This window comes from Olsenella porci, from assembly GCF_009695875.1.
GTDB lineage: Bacteria > Actinomycetota > Coriobacteriia > Coriobacteriales > Atopobiaceae > Olsenella_H > Olsenella_H porci.
This window is the reverse complement of the sequence record NZ_VUNC01000006.1, coordinates 128,472-151,412: the sequence shown is the minus strand read 5'-3', so window position 1 is coordinate 151,412 and position 22,941 is coordinate 128,472. Positions and strand designations below refer to the sequence as shown.

Below are 22,941 nucleotides of genomic sequence, written 5' to 3'. Positions count from 1 at the left end.
TCTCCCCCGCCTAGCCCGCTGTGAACGCCCCCTCTTTGCGCACGGTTTCCAAAACGTGCCGAGGCACCGCATAGAGCGCGTTGGAACCCAGGACTCTCGAGGCGGACTCCTTGGCCTTGGGCATTGCCCCCACAGGGGCGTAGGAGCGCGAGAAGCGCCTGAGCATGGCCACGTCGTTGCCCCCGTCGCCGTAGACCGCCACCTGGTCCTCGCGAAGCCCCAGCCACCCCGCGAGCCACGCGACCGCACAGCCCTTGTTCGCGGACGGGTCGGTGATCTCGAGCATCTGGGAACTGAACGGGGCGTTGACCGCCTGCGACGGGTGTGCGGAGACGTACGCCACAAGAGCCTGCGCGACCCCGGGGTCGGTGGGCCTGCAGTTCACCTTCACGATGCCTGACGAGACGATTCCCTCGACGGAGCGGCCAAAGACGTGCTCCCCCTCGCGAAGGGGCACGAGGTGCGAGAGGACCCTCCAAGCCGGGCTGCCGCCGCGCCGATGCGCCAAGAACTCGTCCCTAGAGCAGCGGTGATAGGTGCGGTCGAGAGAGACGCACTGCAGGTCGATCCCGGGAAACGCCTCCAGGAGGGCTCCCACGAAGTCGGGGTCCATGGGGACGTGATGGAGCACCGAGCCATCCCTGCCAAGGACGATGGCACCGTTTGCGCAGACCGACTCGATGGGAACGCTGGCGAAGCCGAAGTCATCGGGCGATCGCATGACCCTGCCCGTTGCGACGGCGAAGTGCCTCCCCGAATCGGTTGCCGCGCGGATGGCGCGAAGGACAGGACGGCTCACCCGGTGCGTCACCCCCAGGAGCGTCCCGTCCAGGTCGCTGGCAAACAGGCCGACCATCACAGCACCCCAAAGGCGGGCTCGCCCACCACGCAGAGGTCCTCGCCGTTGGCGAGCTCGCGCATGGCGCTCACGAAGGCGCCCTCCCGCCCCGTGGGAAACGCGCAGTTCATCTGCACGTCCTCGGCGAAGATGGTGTCCCTCACCTTGCCCCCGCACTCCCCCACCAGGCGCTCCACGCGACCGTAGGCGGCATAGGGGATGGTGCAGGTCACACGCGTCACCAGGGTCATCTGGACTAGATGGCCCCCGTCACGCGCCTGGTCCACAGCCGCCTGGACCGCGGCGGAGTAGGCGCGGACGAGTCCCCCCGGCCCAAGGAGGGTCCCGCCAAAGTAGCGCGTAACCACGCAGCACACGTCCGAGAGCGACGCCCCCCTCAGGACGTCGAGGCACGGCATGCCGGCGGTGCGCTGAGGCTCCCCGTCGTCGGAGCACCTCTCCCTCCCGTCGCGCAGCAGCCAGGCGGGGACGTTGTGCCGGGCGTCGTGGTGGCGCGACCGCACCTCTGCGATGAACTCCTCGGCCTGTGCCTCGCCCTCCACGTGGCGGACCTGCGCTATGAAGCGACTCCTGCGGTCGACGACCTCGGCAGTCGCCTCGTACCCGCCCTCGAGCGTGAGATATCCATCGGATGCCTGCATGCAACCTCCCAGACGGACGAACGTCTCCTGCAGATGGTACCAAAGGAGACTGGGCACCATCAGGACGCAGCCAAGATGAAGATGCGGGAAGCTGGTGGGGAGACGACGGGGGCATGCTACAATCACCCTGCGAAGTGGGCCAGACGATCGCGGGGCCTCCCGGCAACGGGTGGCCATGAGGAAAGTCCGGGCTCCACAGGGCAGGAAGCTGGCTAACGGCCAGGCGGGGTGACCCGACGGAAAGCGCCGCAGAAAAGAAGACTCCCGCTGCCTGCGCAAGCAGGTGAGAGAAAAGCTGAAACGGTGGTGCAAGAGACCACCAGCGTCGTGGCAACACGGCGGCTTGGCAAGCCCCTTCCGGAGCAAACGCAAATAGGAGCGCCATGGTGTGGCCCGCACCACGCTCGGGTTGCGCGCTAGAGGGCGTCGGCAACGGCGTCAGTAGATAAATGATCGTCCACGACAGAACCCGGCTCATCGGCCCACTTCGCACTTACCTTATCTCGCACGGGTACATCCTGCCTGTTAATCGCAACACTCTTATCGCAGCTTATCCTATCTCGGCGATGGGGCTCAGTTATAGTAGCGCGACGTAAGTCACAGCTTTCAAGCCTGCCATGGGCATACCCAGCAGAACGCCTGTACGCAACGTTGGTACTCTCCTATAATCGGTACAGAACACCTGTACGGTCTGGAGGACCCATGGACGCCATGGACAAGCTTGCGATCCTCGCGGAGGCGGCAAAGTTCGACGCCGCCTGCACCTCCTCGGGCGTGGAGAGGGGCCCTCGCAAGGGCGATGTGGGAGACGCGCGGGCTGCTGGCTGCTGCCACAGCTTCGCGCCGGACGGGCGCTGCATCACGCTCCTCAAGGTGCTCATGTCCAACGCCTGCAGCTACGACTGCGCCTATTGCGTCAACCGGCGCGGCGCCTCGTGTCCGCGGGCGACCTTCTCCCCCAAAGAGCTGGCCGAGCTCACCATCGGCTTCTACAAGCGAAACTACATCGAGGGGCTCTTCCTCTCGTCGGGCGTGCTGGGGACTCCGGACGAGACGACAGAGCGCATGATAGCGTGCCTGCGCACCCTTCGGCAGGACTACCACTTCAACGGCTACATCCATGCCAAGGTGATTCCCGGCACGTCGCCGGAGCTCGTCAGGCGCCTGGGGCTGCTCGCCGACCGACTGAGCTCCAACGTCGAGCTCCCCAGCTCGGCGTCGCTCCAGGCGCTCTGCCCGGACAAGGACTCGCGTGCCGTCCTCGCGCCCATGGGTCAGATCGCGCGAGGCAGGCGGGAGGAGGAGAGCCGCCTCCTCGCCCAGGGAAGGGGGGCCTCGCTGGCGCGCAGGCCAGCATCGGGGGACATGGGCCCCGGACTGGGCGGGGCGGCGCTCAGGATGACCCTGAATAAGTCCAGGAGCGCCGTTCCCAACTCGCATAGGAAGTTCGCCCCAGCGGGCCAGTCCACCCAGCTCATCGTGGGGGCGTCACCCGAGACGGACCGCCAGATACTCAGGCTCTCGGAGTCCCTGTACAAGAAGTTCGACCTCAAGAGGGTGTTCTTCTCGGCATACATGCCCATGCTCAGCGACTCGCGCCTCCCCGAGCCCGGGACGCCCGTGCCCCTCAGGCGCGAACACAGGCTGTACCAGGCGGACTGGCTCATGCGCTACTACGACTTCTCACCAGGCGAGCTGGTGACCGAGGACAGGCCGTGGCTCGACCTCGACCTCGACCCAAAGCTCGCCTGGGCAATCGCGAACCTCGACCGCTTCCCCGTCGAGGTCATGACAGCATCTCTGGAGACCCTCCTCCGCGTTCCGGGCATCGGCCCCGTGGGCGCCAGAAGAATCATTGCCGCACGCAGGACGCAACGCCTTAGCTTCGATGACCTGGCGTCGCTCAAGATAACCCTCAAGCGCGCAAGACCCTTCGTAACCTGCTGCGGGAGAAGGGACCGCGGCTCCGTGCTGGACGAGGGCTATCTTAGGAGAAAGGCAGTGGAGGATGCGCGTTCAACAAGGTACTCCCATGCCCGACGAGAGGCGGAGGGGCAGCTTTCCCTCTTCTGAGAACGGTCAAGGGGAGGAGGTCGTCTCCGCGGGCCTTCGTGGCATCGTAGAGTCGCTCGTGGCGGCGCGAGATGAGGGGGCACCGGTAGTTCTTGGGGTACCCAGGTCGATGGAAGGCGTCCTCGGTGGGGTCGCCCTCACCTACCTTGCACATTCGGATCCATCGTCAACCAGGGTCTGCGACCGCAAGGAACTGCAGCCGGGCCTGCTGGAGAGGGTTCTCCTGGTGTCGGAGGCAAGCGAGGATGAGCTGGTCCCCCTCGCCCGTCGCGTCTGGCAATCTCTTGGGCAGCGCTGCGGAGCGGGTTGCACCAATCGGATCCTGTACGCTTGCGCCTCAGACGACCCCAATATGCCCCAGGTCGTAAGCCGCTACGTCAGACTCTCGTTCTCCCTGGGCAGAACCGTCACGACCAGCCTCGCGCATGCCGACGTGCTGGCAATCGACACCCTTGCGCGGCAGGTCTCGTCAGAGTGCGAGAAGACGCGGCAGTTCGCCCGTTTCTCGCACCTCCCCAGCGGAGGCTGGTTCTGCTCGTTCTCGCCCAGGGCGAACACGCTTCCACTTTGCGCCCAGCACTTCTCGAGGAGGATGAGAGGGGACCGCTTCTGCATGCTCGACCCCATCCATGGGGTGGCGGTCTTCCACGAGGCGGGCGAGCGCACGGCACGCGTGGCGCGACTCGATCCGGGGATGGCGCGCCAGATGGGAGAGAGGGCGTCGGACGTCGATGCGGAGGAGCGGAAGTTCCAGGAGATGTGGGCGACGTTCTACCGCTCGATGGAGCTCCCTGGCAGGGACGCCGCAAGCAGGGGTTATGACCTCAGGATCCAGTTCATGCCCAAGCGGCTTTGGGACTCTCTTCCCGAGCTCGCGAAGACACCTGCCAGCCCCTACGCCGGATGGGCCTCAAAGCCTCAGGGGACGTTGGGGCAACAGAGAATTGGCAGCGCCTGAGCCACAAACACGTCCACGGGGCATGAACCGGACGTGCCCAAGCCCATCCGCCCCAGAAGGCGAATCCCCGCCGTTCGTCACCAATCTCCGCCCTTACTACGGACAAACTATGGACAAGCAAAGGCGGCCGACCCCGTAGGGAGTCGGCCGCCACTTTGGGTACCACAGGAGATTGCGCACTAGTCCAGGTCGCTGAAGTCCGTGTCCGTGGGAGCGGGGGCAAAGGTGGTCGCCTGCGCATCGACTGCGGGGGCTGCGGGCTGCGGAGCCACGGGAGCCGGCGTCACGAATGACGAGGTGGAGGAGGAGCCCTTCGCGGAGCCGGTGGGAGTGTTCAAGGTCTTCTCGGGGAAGACGCTGTCGGCATCGTCCATGAAGTGCTGCAGCATCTTCTTGTACTCGCTGCGGAAGTCCTCGCGCGACTGCTTGAGACGATCGATCTCGTCCAGCTCGTTCTGCTTCTCGGCGAGCGCCTGGCGGATGACCTCGCGTGCCTTCTGATCCGCCTCGTTGCGGATGTTGTCGGCATTGGCGCGGGCGTCTGCCAGGAGCTTGTCGGCGCTCTGCTGGGCGACGATGAGGACCTGCGAGATCTGACGCTCGGACGCACCGTAGTCGGCGACAGGCGCCGGGGGAACGGGAGCGGGCTCGATGGCGGCAGAGGACGCGCTCTGCTCCTTGAGCTGAGCGACCTGTGCCTGCGCGGCGGCAAGCTGCTGCTCGGAGTTGTTGAGGCGACCCTTGAGGTCCGCGATCTTCTGGAGCATGGCGTCAACCTCGCTCGCCAGCTGGTCGAGGAAGGCGTCGACCTCCTCGGTGCTGTAACCGTGCTTCTTGGCCTCGGAGAAGGTCATCTGCTCGATGTCTGCTGGTGTGATAGCCATCTGTGTTCCCTTCGAATTAGGTTGCGCACCGCTGGTTCACTGGTGCGGAAGACCACTTGCTAGAGTATATCCCCACATGGGTTTTGCGTGCCTGCGTCAGTAGACCAGATTCCGCACCACCTCGATCACCAGCAATGCGACCATGGGCGAGAAGTCCATCCCCATGATGGGTGGGATGAAGCGACGGAACAGACCGACCACCGGTTCGACCAGCGTGTTCGTCGCCTGGTAGACGTCCTCGATCACGGTCGAGCCGGTCATGCGGAGCCACGAGAGGATGCACTCGATCACGATCACCCACTCGTAGAGGTACAGGACCTGACCCAGGAAATAGCGAACGTTGCCCATGAAACCTACTTTCCGGAGAGTTCCGCGGTCCTACGGAGGGCGGCGTCGACCCCCACCCACAGGGAATCGACCAGGCCGGGCTCCATTGCCCGCAGGCCCGCGGCAGTCGTGCCGCCGGGAGAGGTGACCCGCTCCATGTAGGCCCGGGGGTTCTCGCCCGACTCAAGGAGCTGCTCGGCAACGCCGCACATGGTCGAGAGGACCATCTGCCGGACGTCGGCGGCGGGAAGGCCCGCCTCGACACCGCGGCGGGTGAGCGCGTCAGCGACCAGCGCCACGTACGCGGGGCCGCAGGAGACGACCGCACCCTCGGCGTCGAGCTGGTCCTCCCTCATCAGCTTCGCCACTCCAAGGCAGGAGAAGACGCCCAGCGCGCGCCTGGCGTCCTCCTCGGTCGCACTGGAGCCCACGCACACCGCCGTCGCCCCCGAGAGCGCCTGCACCGGCAGGTTGGGCATGGCGCGCACCACGCGAGACGAGGGCATGAGACCCTCGAGGGTCTTAAGCGAGATGCCGGCGGCAATGGAGATGACGAGACGCCCCTGGAGTGCCTTGCCCATCTCGTCCACCACGGCGGGGAGGATCTGGGGCTTCACGGCAAGCACCACGACCTGCACGTCACCCTGAAGCATGCTCGCGTTGCTCCGGAAGGTCGAGACGCCCATCTTGGCGAGGGGCTCGAGCTTGCCCTCGGAGGGGTTGGAGACGCTCACCTGCGAGGCATCCATGGCTCCGGAGCGAACCAGGCCCGAGGCAACCGCCGCCCCCATCGAGCCCGCGCCCACGACGCCGACGGTGAAGTCCAGGTGCTCGCTGCCCATGCCCATCACGCTACCTCTGGATCGTGCCGTCAGCGACGAGCTTGTTGATGTCGGAGTCCGACAGCTCGACGCCCTGGGGCATCACGACAAAGACGCGGTCGCCCAGCTCGTCGACCACTCCACCCAGGCCACAGGCAAGGCCAAAGCAGAAGTCGAGGATCCTCTTGGCGGTCTCGATGTTGGTGTTCCTGAACACGAGGACCACGGGCTGGTTGGTGCGGACGCGACGGACGACCATCTGCACGTCGTCGTACGAGACGGGCTTGAGCACGTACGGAGGAAGCTGCCCCGAGCTCACGCGCGGCACGGCCTTGAGCCCGATGTCAGCCGGCGTGTTGCCGCCGGTGGTGTTGCCCAGGACCGAGTCGTGGGACGCGTAGGAGTGCTGCCCGATGGAGGTCGTGGCATCGTCGTCGTAACCCGCATAGCTGGGCTGCTGCGCCTTGGCATAGGTGTTGCGCGGGGCATAGGTGGACGTCGCCGAGCCATAGGCGCTCGACGCCGCGCCGGCGTTGTCGCCAACGGGACGACCGGAGCGGGTGTACACCGAGACGCTCTCGGCCTCGGGCCTGCGGGTGTTGCCCAGGACGCCGGAGGTGTCCGCCTCGGGACGCCTCACCGGCTCCGCGGGCTCGTCATACCCATCATCACCGTAGTAGTCATCGTCGTAGTAGTCGTCGTCCTTGGACCCAAACCTGTCCTTGAGGTTGTCGAGAAATCCCATGCTGACACCGTCCTTCCCGCCGGGCACCTCCCGGTTGCGTGTGGCACTGTTGCGTTTATTCCACTATTTGAGCTCGTAGCCTGGGTCGAACACGGTTCTCCCAAGCCTAACGAGGGTCGAACCCTCCTCGATTGCGATTTGGAAATCATCACTCATTCCGCAAGATAGGATGGGGAGCTCCCTTCCCGACCTGGTCGCGAGCTCGTCGCGAAGCTCGCGCAGCCCCGAGAAGGTCCTGCGCGCCACGTCCGGCTCGTTGCGAGGCGCCATGGTCATGAGGCCCTGCAGGTCGAGACCGGGGAGACAGAGCACGTGCTCCAGCCCCTGGCGGGCCTCGTCGGGCGTGAGGCCCGACTTCGACTCCTCGCCCGAGACGTTGACCTCGAGCAGGACCCTCGAGGTCACCCCGTGCGTCTGCGACCGGCTCGAGACCGCGTCCGCGAGGTGCATCGACGAGATCGAGTGGATCAGAGTGACATTACCCACGACCATGTTGATCTTGTTGGTCTGCAGGTTGCCAATCATGTCAAAGCGGACACCATCCATCTCGGGGTGAGACGAGAGGCCCTCCAGCTTGCGCCTGAGCTCCTGCGGCCGGTTCTCCCCGAAGGCTCGATAGCCCGCCTGCCAGGCGAGGGCGACGCTGCCAACGTCAACGGTCTTGGAGACGGCCAGGAGCGTGACCTCCCCCGTGTCCCTGCCGGCCCTCTCGCACGCCCCCGCCATGCGCTCGAGGATCTGCGCCCTGCGCTCCCCGAGGAATGCCAGGTACCGTTTCTGCTCGCTCTCGTCCACCCTAGTCGCTCTCCCCGCTCTTTCCGCTCTCGCTACCCTCTCCGTCGTCCCCCGCCTTCGCCTGGGACTCGCCTCCGTCCCGCTTGGGGGCGGGGCCAGCCTCCCCCGGGACGGGCGCCGCATGGGGGGCCACGTTCATCTCCCACTCACGACGCATCTGCTCGCGCCACGCCTTGAGCTCGGCCCGACGACGCTCGCGCTGCTCGTGCAGCTCGGAGAGGCTCCTCGCCGCAGCCTCGCGGAAGTCGTCGGGCGCCTCATCCTCGTCCGCAAGGTCGACCTCGGGGATCTGCTCAGCGACGCGCCGGTCCTCTTCGAGTCCGAGCGTGATCGCACGGCCCGGGGCCACGTACATGTGTCGCAGCTCCCCCTCGTCCAGGTCGGGCAGGTCGCTCAGGTGCACGCGCTTGCCGGTGAAGAGGAACACGGCCCTCTCCCCCATCTCGACCGCGTTGTCGGAGATGCGTTCCAGCATGCGAGCGGCCATGACCACGCGGATGGCGGCGTCGATGTCGTCGCCCTCCTGCAGCTGGGCGAACACGCGGTAGAACTCCTTGTAGAGGTCATCCACCGGCTCGTCCAGCTCGGGGAGGGTGGCCGCCTTCACGATGTCGCCCTCGACGATGGCCTCGGCCAGGGTGCCCAGCACGCGGTACACCAGATGCGCCATGGAGGCGAGGAGGTCGAGCAGCTGCCCCGGGACCTCCACCTTGGAGGCGCGCTTGGCCGTCTTGGCGATGTTGCGCGCGTGGTTGCTCATGCGCTGCAGGTTGAAGTCGGAGTAGATGATGAACTGGATCAGGCGGAGGTCCGAGGCCACCGGCTGCTGCAGCACGACCGCCTGATAGGCCTTGTCCTCCAACTCCTCGCAGCGGCGGTCTATCTTGCGCGTCGCCTTCTTGGTGAGCTTTGCCTTCTCTCGGTCGCCTTCCACCAGGGCGTCGACGGCATCGTGGAGCTCGACGTCGACGTCCGTGAGAATCGCGACGACCTCCTGTCGCATGTCGACCAGCTGCCTGTCAAATTGTTCGCGCATGATGGCCTCCCTCTGTCTTCCGTCGTCCTGCCGTGGCGGGCGCGCTAGCCAAAGCGCCCGGTTATGTAGCTCTCGGTCCTGGGGTCCCTGGGACGGGAGAATATCTCGCTCGTGTCGCCGTACTCAATGAGCGTAGCCGGCTCCCCCGCCCGCTCCTGCAGGAAGAACGCCATGTAGTCGCTCACGCGGGCCGCCTGCTGCATGGAGTGCGTGACGATGATGATCGTTACCGTGGGGGCGAGCTCGGCCATCAGGTCCTCGACCTTCTGCACGCTCGTGGGGTCGATGGCCGAGCAAGGCTCGTCCATCAGCAGCACGTCTGGCTGCACCGCAAGGACTCGCGCGATGCACAGGCGCTGCTGCTGTCCACCGGAGAGGGCCAGACCGTTCTTTCCCAGCTGGCCCGACACCTCCTTCCACAGGTTGGCGCGCTTGAGGGACTCCTCCACGATGTCGTCGAGGTCGCCCTTTGAGGTGACGCCCTGGAGGCGCGGCCCAAACGCCACGTTCTCGTAGATCGACTTGGGGAACGGGTTGGGCTGCTGGAAGATCATGCCCACCCGACGCCTGAGGTCGACGGGGTCCACGCCGGCGGCATAGATGTCGTTGCCGTCGAGGGACATGAGACCCTCCTCGCGGGTACCTTCGATGAGGTCGTTCATGCGGTTCATGCACCTGAGGAAGGTGGACTTGCCGCAGCCGGACGGCCCGATGAAGGCAGTGATCTTGCGCGGGGCGATGTCGAGGTTGACGCCGGTGAGCGCATGAAAGTCGCCGTACCAGAAGTTGAAGTCCTCGACGTGGATGCCCTCCCCCTTGGGGTTCTGGGGCGCATGGCGGTAGACGGTCACGCTACTTCCCTCCCTTTTGCCTGGCACCGCGCTTGGAGATGTGGCGCGCAAAGAGGTTGAAGGCCAGGATCATGATCATGAGCAGGAGCGCCGTTCCGTAGGCAGCCCCCATGTTGATGCCGTCGTTGGCGAGAAGGTACAGGTGCACGGGCATGGAGCGCCCGGAGTCCAGCGGCGTGAGCGGCAGGTTGACCGCCTGCCCCATGGTGTAGAGCACGATGGCGGTCTCGCCGATGGCGCGGCCGATTGCGAGCACGATGCCCGTGGCGATGCGCGGGAAGGCCGCAGGCAGCACGACCCTGCTCACGACCTGCCACTTGGTGGCTCCCAGGCCGTACGCACCCCAGCGGATGTAGCGCGGCACCGCTCGGATGGCGTCCTCGGTGGTCCTCATGATGAGGGGCAGCATGAGGAGGGCCAGGGCAAGCGCGGCTGAGAGCATCGAGAGCCCAAATCCGCACGCCTCCACGAACACCGCGTAGCCAAAGAGGCCCATGACGATGGAGGGGACGGAAGCAAGCGTGTCCGTTGCGTAGCGGATGAAGTCGACGAGCCTCCCCTGATGGGCGTACTCGGCCAGGTAGACGGCGGCGAGGACCGCGATCGGCGTGGCGAAGAGCGTCGCCAAGGCGGTGACGTAGAGCGTCGAGACGATTGTAGGGAAGATGCCGCCCTCGGCGTTGACCCCCTGGGGCCAGGTGAAGATGAAGGCGGGGGTGATCTGCGGGGCGCCGTTGACGACCACGAAGCCGATGATAAGGACCAGGATGGCGGTGGTCACGAGCCCGGCGGCGGAGAACACTCCTGTCATCGCAGCGTCGGTCGCACGCTTGGAGACGCGCGGCTTCCTGGCGTTGGCAAGGCGGCTCTTGATGAGCTGGGCGGAGCCCTCCTGGGCCTTGGCGGCAGAGGAGCCCGTCCTGGACGGTCCCTCGGCGACGGAGCGCGTACCCTCTTCCGCCACGGGGGTGGCGGGACGGGATGCCTCGCGCTCCCTCCTCTCGCTTTTCCCCGTGATGATGCGGACAATGCCCACGAGCCCGGCAGAGATGATGTAGAGGACCACGCCCATGCCAAAGAGCGCGGCGCGGTGGAGGCCCGACGAGTAGCCCATGTCGAGGGCGATCTGGCTCGTGAGCGTCGCGACGGGGCTCGTGACGGACGCCGGGAACACCGGCGCGTTGCCCACGATCATGAGGACGGCCATGGTCTCTCCGATGGCGCGGCCCATGCCCAGGACGATGGCGTTCACGATGCCCACCTTGGCCGCGGGAAGGACGACCTTGTAGATGGTCTGCCAGCGGGTGGCACCCATGGAGAAGGCGGCCTCGCGCACGCCGGGATCGACGGAGTTGAGCGCGTCCATGGAGAGCGTGGTGATGGTTGGGACAATCATGATCGCGAGGACCAGCCAGGCGGTGAGCGCGCCAAAGCCCAGGCCGCCCGAGGCATCGGCGATCAGCGGCCTCAGCACCACGAGGCCGAAGAAGCCGTAGATGACCGAGGGGATGCCGGCGAGGAGGTCGACGGCGGTGCTCACGATGCGCGTGACCCTGCGCGTGGCGATCTGGGTGAGGTACACTGCACAGCCCACCGCGAGAGGCACGCCGATCACCAGCGCCCCGACCGTCACGAGCGCGGAGCCCGCCAGGAGTGCGAGGATTCCGTAGCGCCCCTCGGACGGTGCCCAGACAGAGGAGAAAAACCCCGCGAGGCCGATGTCGGTGAAGACGGGCAGCGCGCGGGCGAGCGTGAAGACGAAGATGAGCGCAACCGCCGCCACGGCGATGAGGGCGCACGCGAGAAAGAGGTTCTTGAGGATCCCCTCCTTCACGTACGTCGAGTGGTCCATGAGCTTGAGCTCTCGCGCACTCCGGGTGAGCGCCTCGTCCTTGTTGGGCTCGATCTGCCCTATCTGGGGAGGCTCCTGCAAGCCCTCGAGGAGCTGGTCCCTGTCATCGCGCTCGCTCATTTCCCCTCCCCTCCCGACGAAGTGCCGTCACCGCTTCCAGACTGGTCCCAGTTGACGGGGATGTATCCCGCATCTTCGATGGTCTGCGACATCTCGTCCGAGAGGACGAAGCGGATGTAGTCGTATGCGACGCCTTGCGGGTCGCCGTTGGTGAAGAAGTACAGGTCTCGCGAGATGGGGTACTTCCCCGAGCTCACGTTGTCCCTCGTCGCCTCCACGCCGTCCACTCTGAGCGTCCTGACCGTGGTGGTGGCATAGTCGCTCTTCACGAAGCCTATGGAGATGTAGCCGATGGCACCCGCCGACCTGCTCACGACGTCTCGCACCTGACCGGTTCCGGGAAGCACCGCGGCGCTGCGGTCAAAGTCCTCGCCGCGCATCACGATGGAGCGAAACGCCTCGCGCGTGCCCGAGGCCTCGTCGCGGTTCACTAGCTCGATGGGGAGGTCGGGTCCCCCGAGCTCCTTCCAGTTGGTGATCCTCCCCGCATAGATGTCCCTCAGCTGGTCGAGGGTGACGTTCTTGACCGGGTTGGAGTCGTTGACGATGACCGCGATGCCGTCGTGCGCGATCACGGTCGAGACGAGCTCGTGGCTCGCTTCCTCATCAGTGAGGTCGCGACTGGAGCTGGCGATGTCGGCGGTCCCGTTGATGACGGCCTCGATGCCGGCCGACGAGCCGAGGCCGGAGACGAGGACCTGGTTGCCGGTCTTGGCCTCGTACTTCTCCGCCGCGATCTCTGCTATGGGAAGCACCGTGGTGGAGCCAGCGACCGTGATGGTCTTGCTGCTTCCGTCGGAGCCCGAGCCACACCCAGAGAGCGGCAGGGCGACGACGGCAACTAGGGCGAGCGCGGTCAGGACATGAAGGCGATGGCGCCGTGACGTCCGCATGTTCCCCCCTCCGCACGATACGAATAGAAGCGGTCCAGCGACCTCGGCGTAGAGACGCCGCAGTCGAGAATCGAGGACGACGGCACCCCGCGCGCCTCGAGTGTGACCTCGATCGCCCGGGCGAGGTCGAGCCTGTCTCCCCCGCAGTCGACCTCGGGCCCAAACTCCCCCACGAACCTCTCGAGGAGCTCGTGCGAGACCTGGTAGTCTGGCCCCGCGATGTGGGGGCCGATGTAGGCGAGGGCGTCACGCGCCTGGCATCCCGTGGCCGAGAGGAGCACGTCGAGCGCCTTGCCCGAAATCCTCGCGGCCGTCCCGCGCCAGCCCGAGTGGACGACCGCGAAGCCGCCCTCCACCACGAGCACGACGGGGACGCAGTCCGCATAGCAGAGAAGGACCGGGATGTGGGGAGCCACGCAGACCACAGCGTCGGCACCGGCCGAGGCGGCGCGCTTGGCGGCGTCGATGGAGGCCTCGTCCTCGCTCGAGACGAGGATCACGTGGTCCCCATGGACCTGATGGGGGTTTACCAGGCGCGCCTCCCACTCTCCCGCGCCCACGGCACGGATGGCGCGGAAGCGGTTCTCTGCCACCGCATGCGGGTCGTCCCCACAGCGGTCCCCGAGGTTGAGCGACTCATAGGGCGGTGCGGACACGCCGCCCGTTCGCTCGGTGAACGCAAGCGTGACCCCGCCAGGGTGACGCTGGTCACCAAGCAGGGTCACGCCATGCGAGACGAACCTGGAAAGGCACGGGGTCGTCATCGCCGAGCACCTAGATGCGGCTGTGCTTCAGGAACTCGGGGATGTCGAACTCCTTGTCGTTGTTGGAGGGAGCCGAGGACGGGCGAGGGGCCGACGTCTGGGGCGCCGCGGAGGGGGCGGACACACGGGAGCCGCGCGAGGAGCGGCTGGAGCGGTCCGTGCCCAGCGTGGGGATGGACTGCTGCACGTTGACGTTGCCGTCGTTGAACCCGGTTGCGATGACCGTGACGCGCACCTGGTCGCCCAGGCTCTCGTCCACGACCGTGCCAAAGATGATGTTGGCGTCGGGGTCGACGTTCTTGGCCACGAGGTCGGCGGCATCGTTGATCTCCTGGATGCCGAGGTCCTTGTTGCCGGCGATGGAGAGGAGGACGCGCGTGGCGCCATCGATGGAGTTCTCGAGCAGGCGGCTGGAGATGGCCTCCTCGGCGGCGTCCGCGGCACGGTTGTCGCCGGAGGCGATGCCCACGCCCATCATCGCGGTGCCAGCACCGCGCATGATGGTGCAGACGTCCGCGAAGTCGAGGTTGATGAGGCCGGGGACGGTGATGAGGTCGGTGATGCCCTGGGTGCCCTGGCACAACACGTCGTCCGCCATCCTGAAGGCCTCGAGGAAGCTCGTCTTCTTCTCGGAGAGGTCGAGCAGGCGGTCGTTGGGGATCACGATGAGGGCGTCGACGCTCTCGGAGAGGGTGCTGATGCCCTCCTCGGCACGCTTGGTGCGGGGACGGCCCTCGAAGGTGAAGGGCTTGGTCACGACGCCGACGGTGAGCGCGCCCACGTCGTTCTTGGCGATGTCGGCGACCACGGGTGCCGCGCCGGTGCCGGTGCCGCCGCCCTCGCCCGCCGTGATGAAGACCATGTCGGCGCCGGCGAGTGCCTGCTTGATCTCGTCGTGGGAGTCCTCGGCGGCCTCGGCACCCACCTCGGGGTTGGCGCCAGCGCCGAGCCCGCGCGTGATGTCCTCGCCAATGTGGACCTTGATGTCGGCGTCAGAGATCGCGAGCGCCTGGGCGTCGGTGTTGACGGCGACGAACTCGACCCCGCGGATCCCCTCCTCGATCATGCGGTTGACCGCGTTGGTCCCGCCGCCGCCGACGCCGACCACTTTGATGACGGCAAGGTAGTTGCTGGGGATCTCGTTGTCCATCATGGTTCCTCCTCGCTTGGCGACGGTCTGGGGAGCTTCCGCCGGCTTCCGTACGGGTGCCGCCCCACCAGAGATGGTGTGCCCTGCGGTACCGTTCCTGTGGTGCTGCTGACTCTTGCGCCTGTCTGCCATGGTTCGTCTCTGGTTCTCTGGTACCTAGCTTCCTGCGGTGAATCGGACCGGGCAAAACCCTAAACCTCAGGTAGAACCCTATGCCACGTTCAAAGCGCGCTATATTCGCACACTTTTGCCGACAGAGTCAACAACTTTGTCAGAAATGTGGATTCCCCTGCTCAGAGGCCCCATATCCATGGGTTTTGAGTCTTAAGTGGAACTTTAGGGTTAGACGTCCCGCACCCCTCCGTTCGCCGTTCCCTCAACCTCTTCGACCGGGTTGTCACTGCCCCGTCGACGCCGCCGAGTCTGCGGACGAGTCCGCTGAGGCGGCGGATGCCGTTGCAGCCGAGTCAGTGGCGGAGGAGTCCGAGCCGTCCGTAGACGAGGAAGAGGTTCCCACGAGCGCCCCCGTGCCCTCCCCCACGTTGTCGGAGTCGATCATGCGGTACGTGGGCTTGCTCGGTACGCGAACGTTGATGTAGGTGAGCTTCCCGGAGTACTGCGAGAGGATCTGCTCGATGACCTCCTCCTTGGTGCTCACGTCGGTGGCGGACCCAAGCGAGATCTCGACGCCACTCTTGAGCGTGCACGAGATGCTGTCGAGGCTCTGGGCGCTGTAGCTCACGATCTGCGAGGTGAGCGCGTCGGAGAACGTGCTCTGGTAGGTCTCGACCGCCTGGATGACCGAGTCGCTCGCTGTGGAGCCCGCAACGGGGCTCACGGTGGCAGGGACGTCGGTGATGAGGAGGGCACCCATCTCCTGGGCCTTGGCGAGGGCGGCGTCGTCAATGGACTCCCCGTCCGAGGTGGTGAGGGACACGGGCTCGATCCACACCCCACCGTCCCCGAGGCACCACACCACGCTACCCGACGACATGACCACCAGGGACTCCACCGAACGTTCCGTGACCTCGATCCTCAGCGTGTTGGGAAACTCCCTCACGTAGGTGACCTGGCCCACCCAGGGGTTCTTCTGTAGGTTGGAGGTGATCTTCGCCTCGTCAAGGTTAAGCAGCGTCGTTCCCTCGGGAATCGCGGCGAGCTTGGCGATGTCCTCCTTGCTCACGTGCTCGGTCGCCGTAGTCTCGATCGAGGTGATGGAGAACACCGGGGTGTACGAGAGGACGAGAAAGCCCACCAGGGCGACAAGGAGCGCGATGGCAACGGCAATGCAGGCGACGATGATCCTGCGCGCCGCGCTGCCCCCCTTGTCCTGCCTGGCAGAGCGACGCGGGGCAGACTGCTTGCCCTCCTCCCCACGGCCTGGCCTGGGCAGCGAGATGAACGGGAGGGACGGCTTTGCCCCCTTGCGCGACGAAACCTCGCGCCTTGAAGAGCGCATGCGGGCGGTCGAGGGGACCGTGGATACCTTTGGCTGGGAGGCGCGCCCCGCACGCGGGCGGGAACCCCTGCTAGCGGACGGGCGTGGCGCCGGGTAAGAAGCCCCGCGCCCACCCGTCGGGCGAGAACCGGAATCCCGTGGCGTGCCCCTTCGTGTCGGCTGCCTAGAACCCACCAGCTACCGTCCTACTCCTCGAAGCCGAGGCACTTCACCTCGGGCGTCAGCTCCACGCCAAACCTTGCCGCGACCTCGTCGTGGACGTGCCGAATGACCGCGATCACGTCTGCTGCCGTCGCACCGCCGTCGTTGACCACGAAGTTTGCGTGCTGGGTGGACACGACCGCACCGCCGACGCGATACCCCTTCAGGCCGCACTCCTCGATGAGCCTGCCCGCTGAACGGTCGCCCGGGTTGCGGAACACCGAGCCGCAGGATGGGCTTCCCAGGGGCTGCCTTGTGCGCCGGCGCGAGAGCCTCCTGTCCATCTCCTCGCCAATCTGGGTCTTGTCGCCCGGTCGCAGCGCCAGGTTTGCCTCGAGGATGATCTCGTCACCGGGGAGGCTGGTCCAGCGGTATCCCCACTCTACCTCGCTGCCCTGGTAGCGCCTAAGACCCTCCCCGGGCTTGTAGGTGACAAGATCGCTCACCAGGGGTCCTATCCACTCGTGGCGGGTTCCCGCATCCATGGAGACAGCGCCGCCGACTGTGCCGGGAATGCCCACGCAGAATTCGAGCCCCGAGAGCGAGTGGGCAAGGGTCTCGGTCACCAGCCTGGAGAGCGTTGCCCCCGCGCCGGCGGACACGGTGCCATCCTTCCCAAAGGAGACCTTGGAGAACTCTCGTCCCAACCGAATGACGCAACCCCTGTACCCCGCGTCGGCGGCGAGGATGTTGGAGCCGCGCCCAAGGACTACCCATGGCACGTCCTCTGCACCCAGACGCTCGATGACCCTGCGTAGCGCAGGGTAGCTGTGGACCGTGGCGTAGAGTGCCGCGGGACCGCCAATGTGGAAGGTCGTGCGCATCGAGAGGCGCTCGTCCCTCCTCACGTCCGCATCGAGTGCCCCCGAGAGGGCCATGTAGGCGTTGTAGACGCTCAACCTAGCGCTCGGCTTCCTCGTCCTGCTCCCGCTTCGCCTTGATGAAGGCGGGTCCGATGGACGTGACGTCACCAGCACCCTGCGTGATGAGGAGGTCTCCGGGGCGCGCAACCTCCACCAGGCGGCGAACGACGTCCTTGCGGTTGGGAACGAAGCTCACGTCGGGGACGACGCCCGCCTCCTCGACCTTGCCCGAGACCGTCTTGCCCGAGATGCCGGGGATGGGCGTCTCGCCGGCCGAGAACACGTCCGTGACGATGAGGACGTCCACGTCGTCGAAGGCGTGTGCGAACATGTCCTGCAGCGCCTGGGTGCGCGTGTACCGGTGCGGCTGGAAGACGCACACGATGCGGTCGAAGCCGAGGTCCTTCGCGGCGCCAAGTGTGGCCTTGATCTCGGTGGGATGATGGCCGTAGTCGTCCACGACGGTAACGCCGTCGATGTCGCCCACGTGCGTAAACCTGCGATGGGCGCCCTTGAAGCCGCTCAGGGCTCGTGCGGCGGCGTCGAGGTCGCAGCCAAGGGCGTAGGCGACGGCGATGGCCGCGGTCGCGTTTGCCATGTTATGGCGACCGGGGTTGGCGTGGATGGTGACGGGCACCTCGCCCTTGGGGGCGCGAACCACGAAGTGGCTCTCCAGACCGTGGTGGTTGTCCTCGGGAAGGCACACGAAGTCGTTGCCCTCGTCAAAGCCGTAGGTGAGGACCCTGCGACCCGTGGAGCGCGCAAGCTCGACGTAGTGTGGGTTGTCGCCAAAGATGACGATGGTGCCGGCGTCGCCCACCAGGTCCATGAACTTGCAGAAGGTGCGCTCGATGTTCTCGAGGGTGCCGTAGTGGTCCAGGTGGTCCGCCTCGATGTTGGTGACGACCACGACGTCGGGGTTGAGGTAGAGGAACGACCCGTCGGACTCGTCCGCCTCGCACACGAAGTAGCCTCCGTTGCCGTTGCGGCCGTTGGTGCCGTACTCCTCCACGATGCCGCCGATGAGGAACGAGGGGTCCATGCCCAGGTGGTCGAGCATCGTGGCGACCATGCTCGACGTGGTGGTCTTGCCGTGCGTGCCCGCCACGGCGACGGTGGTGGCGTCCTCAGAGAGGGCGGAGAGCATCTTAGCGCGCGGCCAGACGGGGATGCCCAGCTCCCTGGCGCGGATGACCTCGGGGTTGGTCTCGGGGATGGCGGAGGAGGTCACCACGACCTCGGGCGAGACCTCGTCGATGGTGATGGCCTTGTGGCCCACGCGCACGTCGACCCCCGCGGCCTCGAGGTCGCGGACGTAGCGCGACGCCTTGAGGTCGGAACCGGTGACCTTGCAGCCGCGCTGGTGGAGCACGAGGGCGATGCCGCTCATACCGGCACCGCCGATGCCGATGAAGTGAGCGCTGTGGATGTTAGAGGCGGATACGGAATCGGCCATGGGCACCTTCTCCTTAAAGACAGCATGAGTGGCCTGCCCGATGGGCAGACCACCCATATACTCTACCCGATTAGGACGCGTCACCTGAGGGCGGCGGCACTCTCCACTTGGTCTGCGAGGGCCGAGGCGGCCTTGTCCTGTGCCAACCCCCTTGCGCATTCGCGCATGTGCGCCCGCTCCGCCGCGTCACTCAAGAGCCCCCTGAGCGTCTCCTCGAACACGGGCTGGTCAATCTGGTCGTCGGTCACCAGCCTCGCCGCGCCCGCGTCGACGAGGTAGCGGGCGTTGGTGGTCTGGTGGTCCGCCGTCGCCTGCGGGTACGGGATGAGGATGCTTGGGACGGCGAGGGCCGCGATCTCGGCGATCGAGGACGCGCCAGCGCGAGAGAGCACCAGGTCGGCGGCCGCAAGCGCCTCTCCCATGTTGTCGATGTAGGGGAGCACCCTCCAACGCTTCGCCTGCTCGTCGGTGAGGGCCAGGTCGCGCACCACGTCGTCGTAGTCCCTCTTGCCCGTGGAGTGAACAACGTAGAGGTCGTCCTGGGAAAGGAGCTCGTCCCTCAGCCGCTCCACGCCCTGGTTGACGTGCCGGGCGCCAAGACTACCGCCAAACACCAACAGCATGGTGGCGCCGTCGGGAATGCCGAGCGCCTCCCTGCCTCTCGCACGGCTCGCCTCGATGACGCTGCGACGGACGGGGTTTCCCGTCACGACGATCTGGGTGTCGGCGGACACGCGGTCCTTGAACGCGTCGATGGCGACGGGCAGCGAGACGCACACGCACTTGACCTTGCGGGCCGAGGACTTGTTTGCCAGGCCGGGGACCGAGTTCTGCTCGTGGATGACGCACGGGATGCCGTGGTCGTGGCACCAGTTGATCAGAGGGAGCTCGACGTAGGCGCCAAAGCCCACCGCCACGTCCGGCGCGCCGTCGCGGGAGAAGTCCTGCCCCAGCACGCTCTGGGCCCTCCTCATTCGCCAGAGGGCGCTGACGAGCGTCCAGGGACGCGAGCGATCAAAGCCCGTGACGTCAATGGGAGAGAACGGGAAGCCCGCCTGAGGCACGAGAGTCGCCTCGAGCCTGGTGGGCTGGCCATAGAAGCGCACCTCGTGCCCGCGGGCGGAAAGCTCCTCCGCCAGGGCGAGGGCCGGGTTGATATGCCCAGCCGTTCCGCCCGCGGCAATCGCGACCCTGAGCCTATCTGCCACGCCTCTCACCGTTCCTTCCGCCTCCGGGACGCCTGCCCCGCACGTCCGGGCCATCGTCCCTCTTCCTGAGCCTCTCGCCCGCTGTCGGGCCGAGGTCGATTCTCCGTCGACCGTTAGAGTCTACGCTCACTCTGCCCTCCGGGTGGCGAGACGCGAGGTCTCGTTCTGCCCGAAGCGAGCGTGGCGTGCGCGATCCGGCGAGCGGGGTGGGAGAGGCTCCCCCGCCGATGACCCTGAAGCGGGAGCCACCGCCCAATCCCTCGGTCGACCCACGCGCAGAGCGGGGCATGGGCTCCGAGACCCCCTCCTGGTCCACCCTGGGCGCCTGGGTCACGCTCCAGTCCATTCTCACGCGGTCGTGCTCGGTGACCGGGAGCCTGGACTGCTTTGACACCGACAGAACGAGGCCTGCGAGCATGAGGCACGACATGACCGAGGAGCCTCCGTACGAGATGAACGGGACCGGCTTGCCCGAGAGCGGGAATACTCCCACGACGCCGCTCACGTTGAGGAGGAGCTGCACCACGAGCATGGTCACCGACCCGGTGGCAATCAGCTGCCCCGTCATGTCGGGCGCATACCGCGCTATCTTGAGCCCCGCCCACAGCATGATGCCGAAGCCGGCAAGGACTCCGAGCGTCCCCACCAGGCCGCACTCCTCTCCTATCACGGCGTAGATGAAGTCGTTGTACGCCATGGGGAGGTACGAGTACTTCTGTCGGCCCATGCCAATGCCCACGCCGAAGAGACCTCCCGAGCCAAAGGCGTAGAAGCCCTGGATGAGCTGGTAGCCGCTGCCATAGGGATCGCTCCAGGGGTTGAGCACCGTCATGATGCGGGCGCGCGAGTACGAGTCCCTGAGCGAGAGGGCAACCATGCCAACAATGCCAACGGCAAACAGGCCGACGACCCAGCGGCGGGGAACCCCGGCAAACCACAGCATCACCAGAATCGTGACGGCGCAGATCATCATGGTGCCCTTGTCGGGCTGCAGGAGGATCATCATCAGGGGGACGCCCACGAGGAGCGCCGCCCTCTTGAGGAGCTCCTTGGTGTCGAGCCTCTGCTTCTCCATGTAGTCGCTCAGAAGACCCGCCGCTATGACCACGATCGCCACCTTGGCAAACTCCGACGGCTGGAGGTGGAGGGGGCCGATGGCAATCCAACGCGACGCGCCATAGGCATCGGCACCCGCGAAGGGCAGGAAGATGAGCCCCAGGGCGAGGACCATGACCACCCAGATCACGGGCATGAGCCGCCCACTCAGCAGGTGGTAGTCACATTTGAAGAGGGCAAACGCGAAGGCGGTCCCAAAGGCAACGAACATGAGCTGCCTCTCCACGTAGTACGCGGGATCGTTGCCGTAGTCCTTGGAGATGAGCGACGTGATGGAAGACGACGAGTAGATCATGAGGAGGCCAAAGCCAACCAGGGCAAAGACCGCCGCGATGAAGATGAGCCGGGGCTTCATGAAGCGGGCGGGAACGCCCAGGATCAGGCGCTCCTCTCCGTCACCGCGACGTCGGGAGCGCGACGCACGACCCCCGACGGAGGGGTTCGAGGAGCTGGTCATCTAGTTGCTCTCCCCACGCGAGAGGGCATGGACCATGGCCTTGAAGGAGCGACCGCGCTCCGCCATGTTGGCGAACTCGTCGAACGAGGAGCAGGCGGGCGAGAGGAGCACCACGTCACCCTGCTCGGCGACGTCGACGGCCTTTTCGAACGCATCGGCGAGCCTGCCCGCCCTGATGACGCGCACGCCACCGCCGGCCGCCTCGACCGCACGGGCGATCCTCTCCCCCGCCGCACCAAAGCAAACGGCAGCCTTGCAGTCGCGCGAGACCGCCGCCGCGAGTGACGTGAGGTCGGTGCCCTTGTCGTGGCCACCGAGCATGACGACGATGCTGCCGGCGGGAAACGCCGTGAGCGCCTTCTCGACGGAGTCGGTGTTTGTCGCCTTGGAGTCGTTGACGAAGCGGACGCCGCCGACCTCGCCGCAGGGCTCGATGCGGTGCTCCAGGGGCTGGAACTCGAGGAGCCCGTCTCTTACCAGGCCGTCCCCCACGCCCACCTCGAGCGCGATGGCGGCTGCGGCGAGCGCGTTCTCCTCGTTGTGAAGGCCCTTGATGTGGAGGTCGGACGCCGCGACGAGCTCGTGCTCCGAGCCGTCGAGCCTGACCACGAGCATGCCGTCGCGCACGAAGGCTGCGCACGCCGTCTTGGGGTCGCTCGCCACGTTGAGGTGCAGCACGCGCAGCCCCCGCGCCTCGAGCCTCCCGATGGCCCCGAGGGTCCAGGAGTCGTCCTCGCTCACGATGGCGAGGTCGCCCGCGCCGAGGTTGGCGAAGACCTTCTCCTTGGCGGCGGCGTAGTTCTCCATGGTGCCGTGCCACTCCAGGTGATCCGGGGTGACGTTGAGGAGGCATGCGATGCGGGGGTGCAGCCTGCTGGTGACGGCAAGCTGAAAGCTGGAGAGCTCGGCGACGAACCACTCGCCCTCGGGCCTCTTGGCGACCTCGTCGATGCACAGGTTGCCGATGTTGCCCACCGCGACGGCGGGGACCACCTTGCAGATGAGCTCGGTCGCGAGCGTGGTCGTTGTCGTCTTGCCATTGGAGCCGGTGATGGCGACCCACCTCTGCGGGCTCTCGCGCCATGCGAACTCGGGCTCGCTCACGACCTCCCTCGCATGCTCGGACGCAGCCGCGAAGAAGGGGCAGAACTCGGAGATCCCGGGAGAGACGACGCAGAGGTCGTACTCCCCGCTAACGTCCTCGGTCCCCAGGACGACGTCGACCCCCGCGGCGCGAAGGGCGCGGGACGCCTCTCCCTCGCTGGAGGTGACGCCGCCATACAGCGTCACGGACGAGACGCGCGACCGGGACTGCGCCGCAAGGTAGTCTGCGACGGCACGACCGGTCTTTCCCAGGCCGAGCACGAGGACGCGGCCGAGGGACGTGAGGTTGCTGTTCTCATCGGACATGG

At 66.4% G+C, this 22,941-nt stretch carries 21 protein-coding genes and 1 other RNA gene; 3 read left to right on the top strand and 19 right to left on the bottom strand.

Going from position 1 to position 22,941, the window contains the following annotated elements; all coding sequences use genetic code 11:
- Positions 1 to 10: 10 nt before the first annotated feature.
- Together FYJ68_RS08310 and FYJ68_RS08305 are read right to left on the bottom strand one after the other, a co-directional pair.
- A complete protein-coding gene (locus FYJ68_RS08310) occupies positions 11 to 856 on the bottom strand; it encodes an HAD family hydrolase (protein ID WP_154435748.1) in 846 nt (281 codons plus the stop codon).
- The gene (locus FYJ68_RS08305; protein WP_154435747.1) at positions 856 to 1,500 is read right to left on the bottom strand and encodes an IMPACT family protein; all 645 of its coding nucleotides are present in this window, start codon (positions 1,498 to 1,500) and stop codon (positions 856 to 858) included. Before FYJ68_RS08305 ends, FYJ68_RS08310 begins: the two co-directional genes overlap by 1 nt.
- Positions 1,501 to 1,631: 131 nt before the next feature.
- Between FYJ68_RS08305 and rnpB the strand changes: the two genes are divergently transcribed.
- From rnpB to FYJ68_RS08290, 3 genes are all read left to right on the top strand, one after another.
- Positions 1,632 to 1,993, top strand: an RNA gene (rnpB, locus tag FYJ68_RS08300) — RNase P RNA component class A.
- 209 nt (positions 1,994 to 2,202) lie between these two features.
- On the top strand, positions 2,203 to 3,573 hold the full coding sequence (locus tag FYJ68_RS08295) for a putative DNA modification/repair radical SAM protein (RefSeq protein ID WP_154435746.1): 1,371 nt from the start codon (positions 2,203 to 2,205) through the stop codon (positions 3,571 to 3,573).
- A gap of 109 nt (positions 3,574 to 3,682) precedes the next feature.
- A complete protein-coding gene (locus FYJ68_RS08290) occupies positions 3,683 to 4,531 on the top strand; it encodes a TIGR03915 family putative DNA repair protein (RefSeq protein WP_195837771.1) in 849 nt (282 codons plus the stop codon).
- A 179-nt stretch (positions 4,532 to 4,710) separates the two neighbouring features.
- Here FYJ68_RS08290 and FYJ68_RS08285 read toward each other — a convergent pair whose 3' ends face one another.
- The 17 genes from FYJ68_RS08285 to murD form a co-directional block, all read right to left on the bottom strand.
- Positions 4,711 to 5,415 (bottom strand): DivIVA domain-containing protein, encoded by a 705-nt coding sequence (locus FYJ68_RS08285; RefSeq protein ID WP_154435744.1) that lies wholly within the window; start codon positions 5,413 to 5,415, stop codon positions 4,711 to 4,713.
- A 96-nt stretch (positions 5,416 to 5,511) separates the two neighbouring features.
- A complete protein-coding gene (locus tag FYJ68_RS08280) occupies positions 5,512 to 5,763 on the bottom strand; it encodes a YggT family protein (RefSeq protein ID WP_154435743.1) in 252 nt (83 codons plus the stop codon).
- A 5-nt stretch (positions 5,764 to 5,768) separates the two neighbouring features.
- Positions 5,769 to 6,590 carry a pyrroline-5-carboxylate reductase gene (gene proC / locus FYJ68_RS08275; protein ID WP_229772138.1) on the bottom strand — a complete coding sequence of 274 codons (822 nt, stop codon included), beginning with the start codon at positions 6,588 to 6,590 and terminating at the stop codon, positions 5,769 to 5,771.
- A gap of 4 nt (positions 6,591 to 6,594) precedes the next feature.
- The gene (locus tag FYJ68_RS08270) at positions 6,595 to 7,308 is read right to left on the bottom strand and encodes a cell division protein SepF (protein WP_154435742.1); all 714 of its coding nucleotides are present in this window, start codon (positions 7,306 to 7,308) and stop codon (positions 6,595 to 6,597) included.
- 63 nt (positions 7,309 to 7,371) lie between these two features.
- A complete protein-coding gene (locus FYJ68_RS08265) occupies positions 7,372 to 8,103 on the bottom strand; it encodes a YggS family pyridoxal phosphate-dependent enzyme (RefSeq protein WP_195837775.1) in 732 nt (243 codons plus the stop codon).
- Position 8,104: 1 nt separating this feature from the next.
- Positions 8,105 to 9,139, bottom strand: coding sequence for a phosphate signaling complex PhoU family protein (locus FYJ68_RS08260; RefSeq protein ID WP_154435740.1), 1,035 nt, complete (start codon positions 9,137 to 9,139; stop codon positions 8,105 to 8,107).
- Between the two features lie 44 nt (positions 9,140 to 9,183).
- Complete coding sequence (gene pstB / locus FYJ68_RS08255; protein WP_326832286.1) at positions 9,184 to 9,990, bottom strand: phosphate ABC transporter ATP-binding protein PstB; 807 nt, start codon at positions 9,988 to 9,990, stop codon at positions 9,184 to 9,186.
- 1 nt (position 9,991) lies between these two features.
- Positions 9,992 to 11,962, bottom strand: a complete 1,971-nt coding sequence (gene pstC / locus FYJ68_RS10240; protein WP_229772137.1) for a phosphate ABC transporter permease subunit PstC — start codon at positions 11,960 to 11,962, stop codon at positions 9,992 to 9,994.
- Positions 11,959 to 12,855 (bottom strand): phosphate ABC transporter substrate-binding protein, encoded by an 897-nt coding sequence (locus FYJ68_RS08245; RefSeq protein WP_154435738.1) that lies wholly within the window; start codon positions 12,853 to 12,855, stop codon positions 11,959 to 11,961. The genes pstC and FYJ68_RS08245 overlap by 4 nt, the downstream gene beginning before the upstream one ends.
- The gene (locus FYJ68_RS08240) at positions 12,819 to 13,619 is read right to left on the bottom strand and encodes a polyphenol oxidase family protein (protein WP_154435737.1); all 801 of its coding nucleotides are present in this window, start codon (positions 13,617 to 13,619) and stop codon (positions 12,819 to 12,821) included. The genes FYJ68_RS08245 and FYJ68_RS08240 overlap by 37 nt, the downstream gene beginning before the upstream one ends.
- Positions 13,620 to 13,629: 10 nt before the next feature.
- Complete coding sequence (gene ftsZ / locus FYJ68_RS08235) at positions 13,630 to 14,772, bottom strand: cell division protein FtsZ (RefSeq protein ID WP_154435736.1); 1,143 nt, start codon at positions 14,770 to 14,772, stop codon at positions 13,630 to 13,632.
- Positions 14,773 to 15,166: 394 nt separating this feature from the next.
- On the bottom strand, positions 15,167 to 16,228 hold the full coding sequence (locus FYJ68_RS08230) for a cell division protein FtsQ/DivIB (RefSeq protein ID WP_154435735.1): 1,062 nt from the start codon (positions 16,226 to 16,228) through the stop codon (positions 15,167 to 15,169).
- Positions 16,229 to 16,413: 185 nt separating this feature from the next.
- Positions 16,414 to 17,328, bottom strand: coding sequence for a UDP-N-acetylmuramate dehydrogenase (gene murB / locus FYJ68_RS08225; RefSeq protein WP_154435734.1), 915 nt, complete (start codon positions 17,326 to 17,328; stop codon positions 16,414 to 16,416).
- Between the two features lies 1 nt (position 17,329).
- Entirely contained in the window at positions 17,330 to 18,748 is a 1,419-nt protein-coding gene (gene murC, locus FYJ68_RS08220; protein WP_154435733.1) for a UDP-N-acetylmuramate--L-alanine ligase, read from the bottom strand.
- Between the two features lie 80 nt (positions 18,749 to 18,828).
- Entirely contained in the window at positions 18,829 to 19,956 is a 1,128-nt protein-coding gene (gene murG / locus FYJ68_RS08215) for an undecaprenyldiphospho-muramoylpentapeptide beta-N-acetylglucosaminyltransferase (protein ID WP_326832285.1), read from the bottom strand.
- Entirely contained in the window at positions 19,946 to 21,529 is a 1,584-nt protein-coding gene (locus FYJ68_RS08210) for an FtsW/RodA/SpoVE family cell cycle protein (RefSeq protein ID WP_154435731.1), read from the bottom strand. Before FYJ68_RS08210 ends, murG begins: the two co-directional genes overlap by 11 nt.
- Positions 21,530 to 22,939, bottom strand: a complete 1,410-nt coding sequence (gene murD / locus FYJ68_RS08205) for a UDP-N-acetylmuramoyl-L-alanine--D-glutamate ligase (RefSeq protein WP_154435730.1) — start codon at positions 22,937 to 22,939, stop codon at positions 21,530 to 21,532.
- Positions 22,940 to 22,941 lie beyond the last annotated feature (2 nt).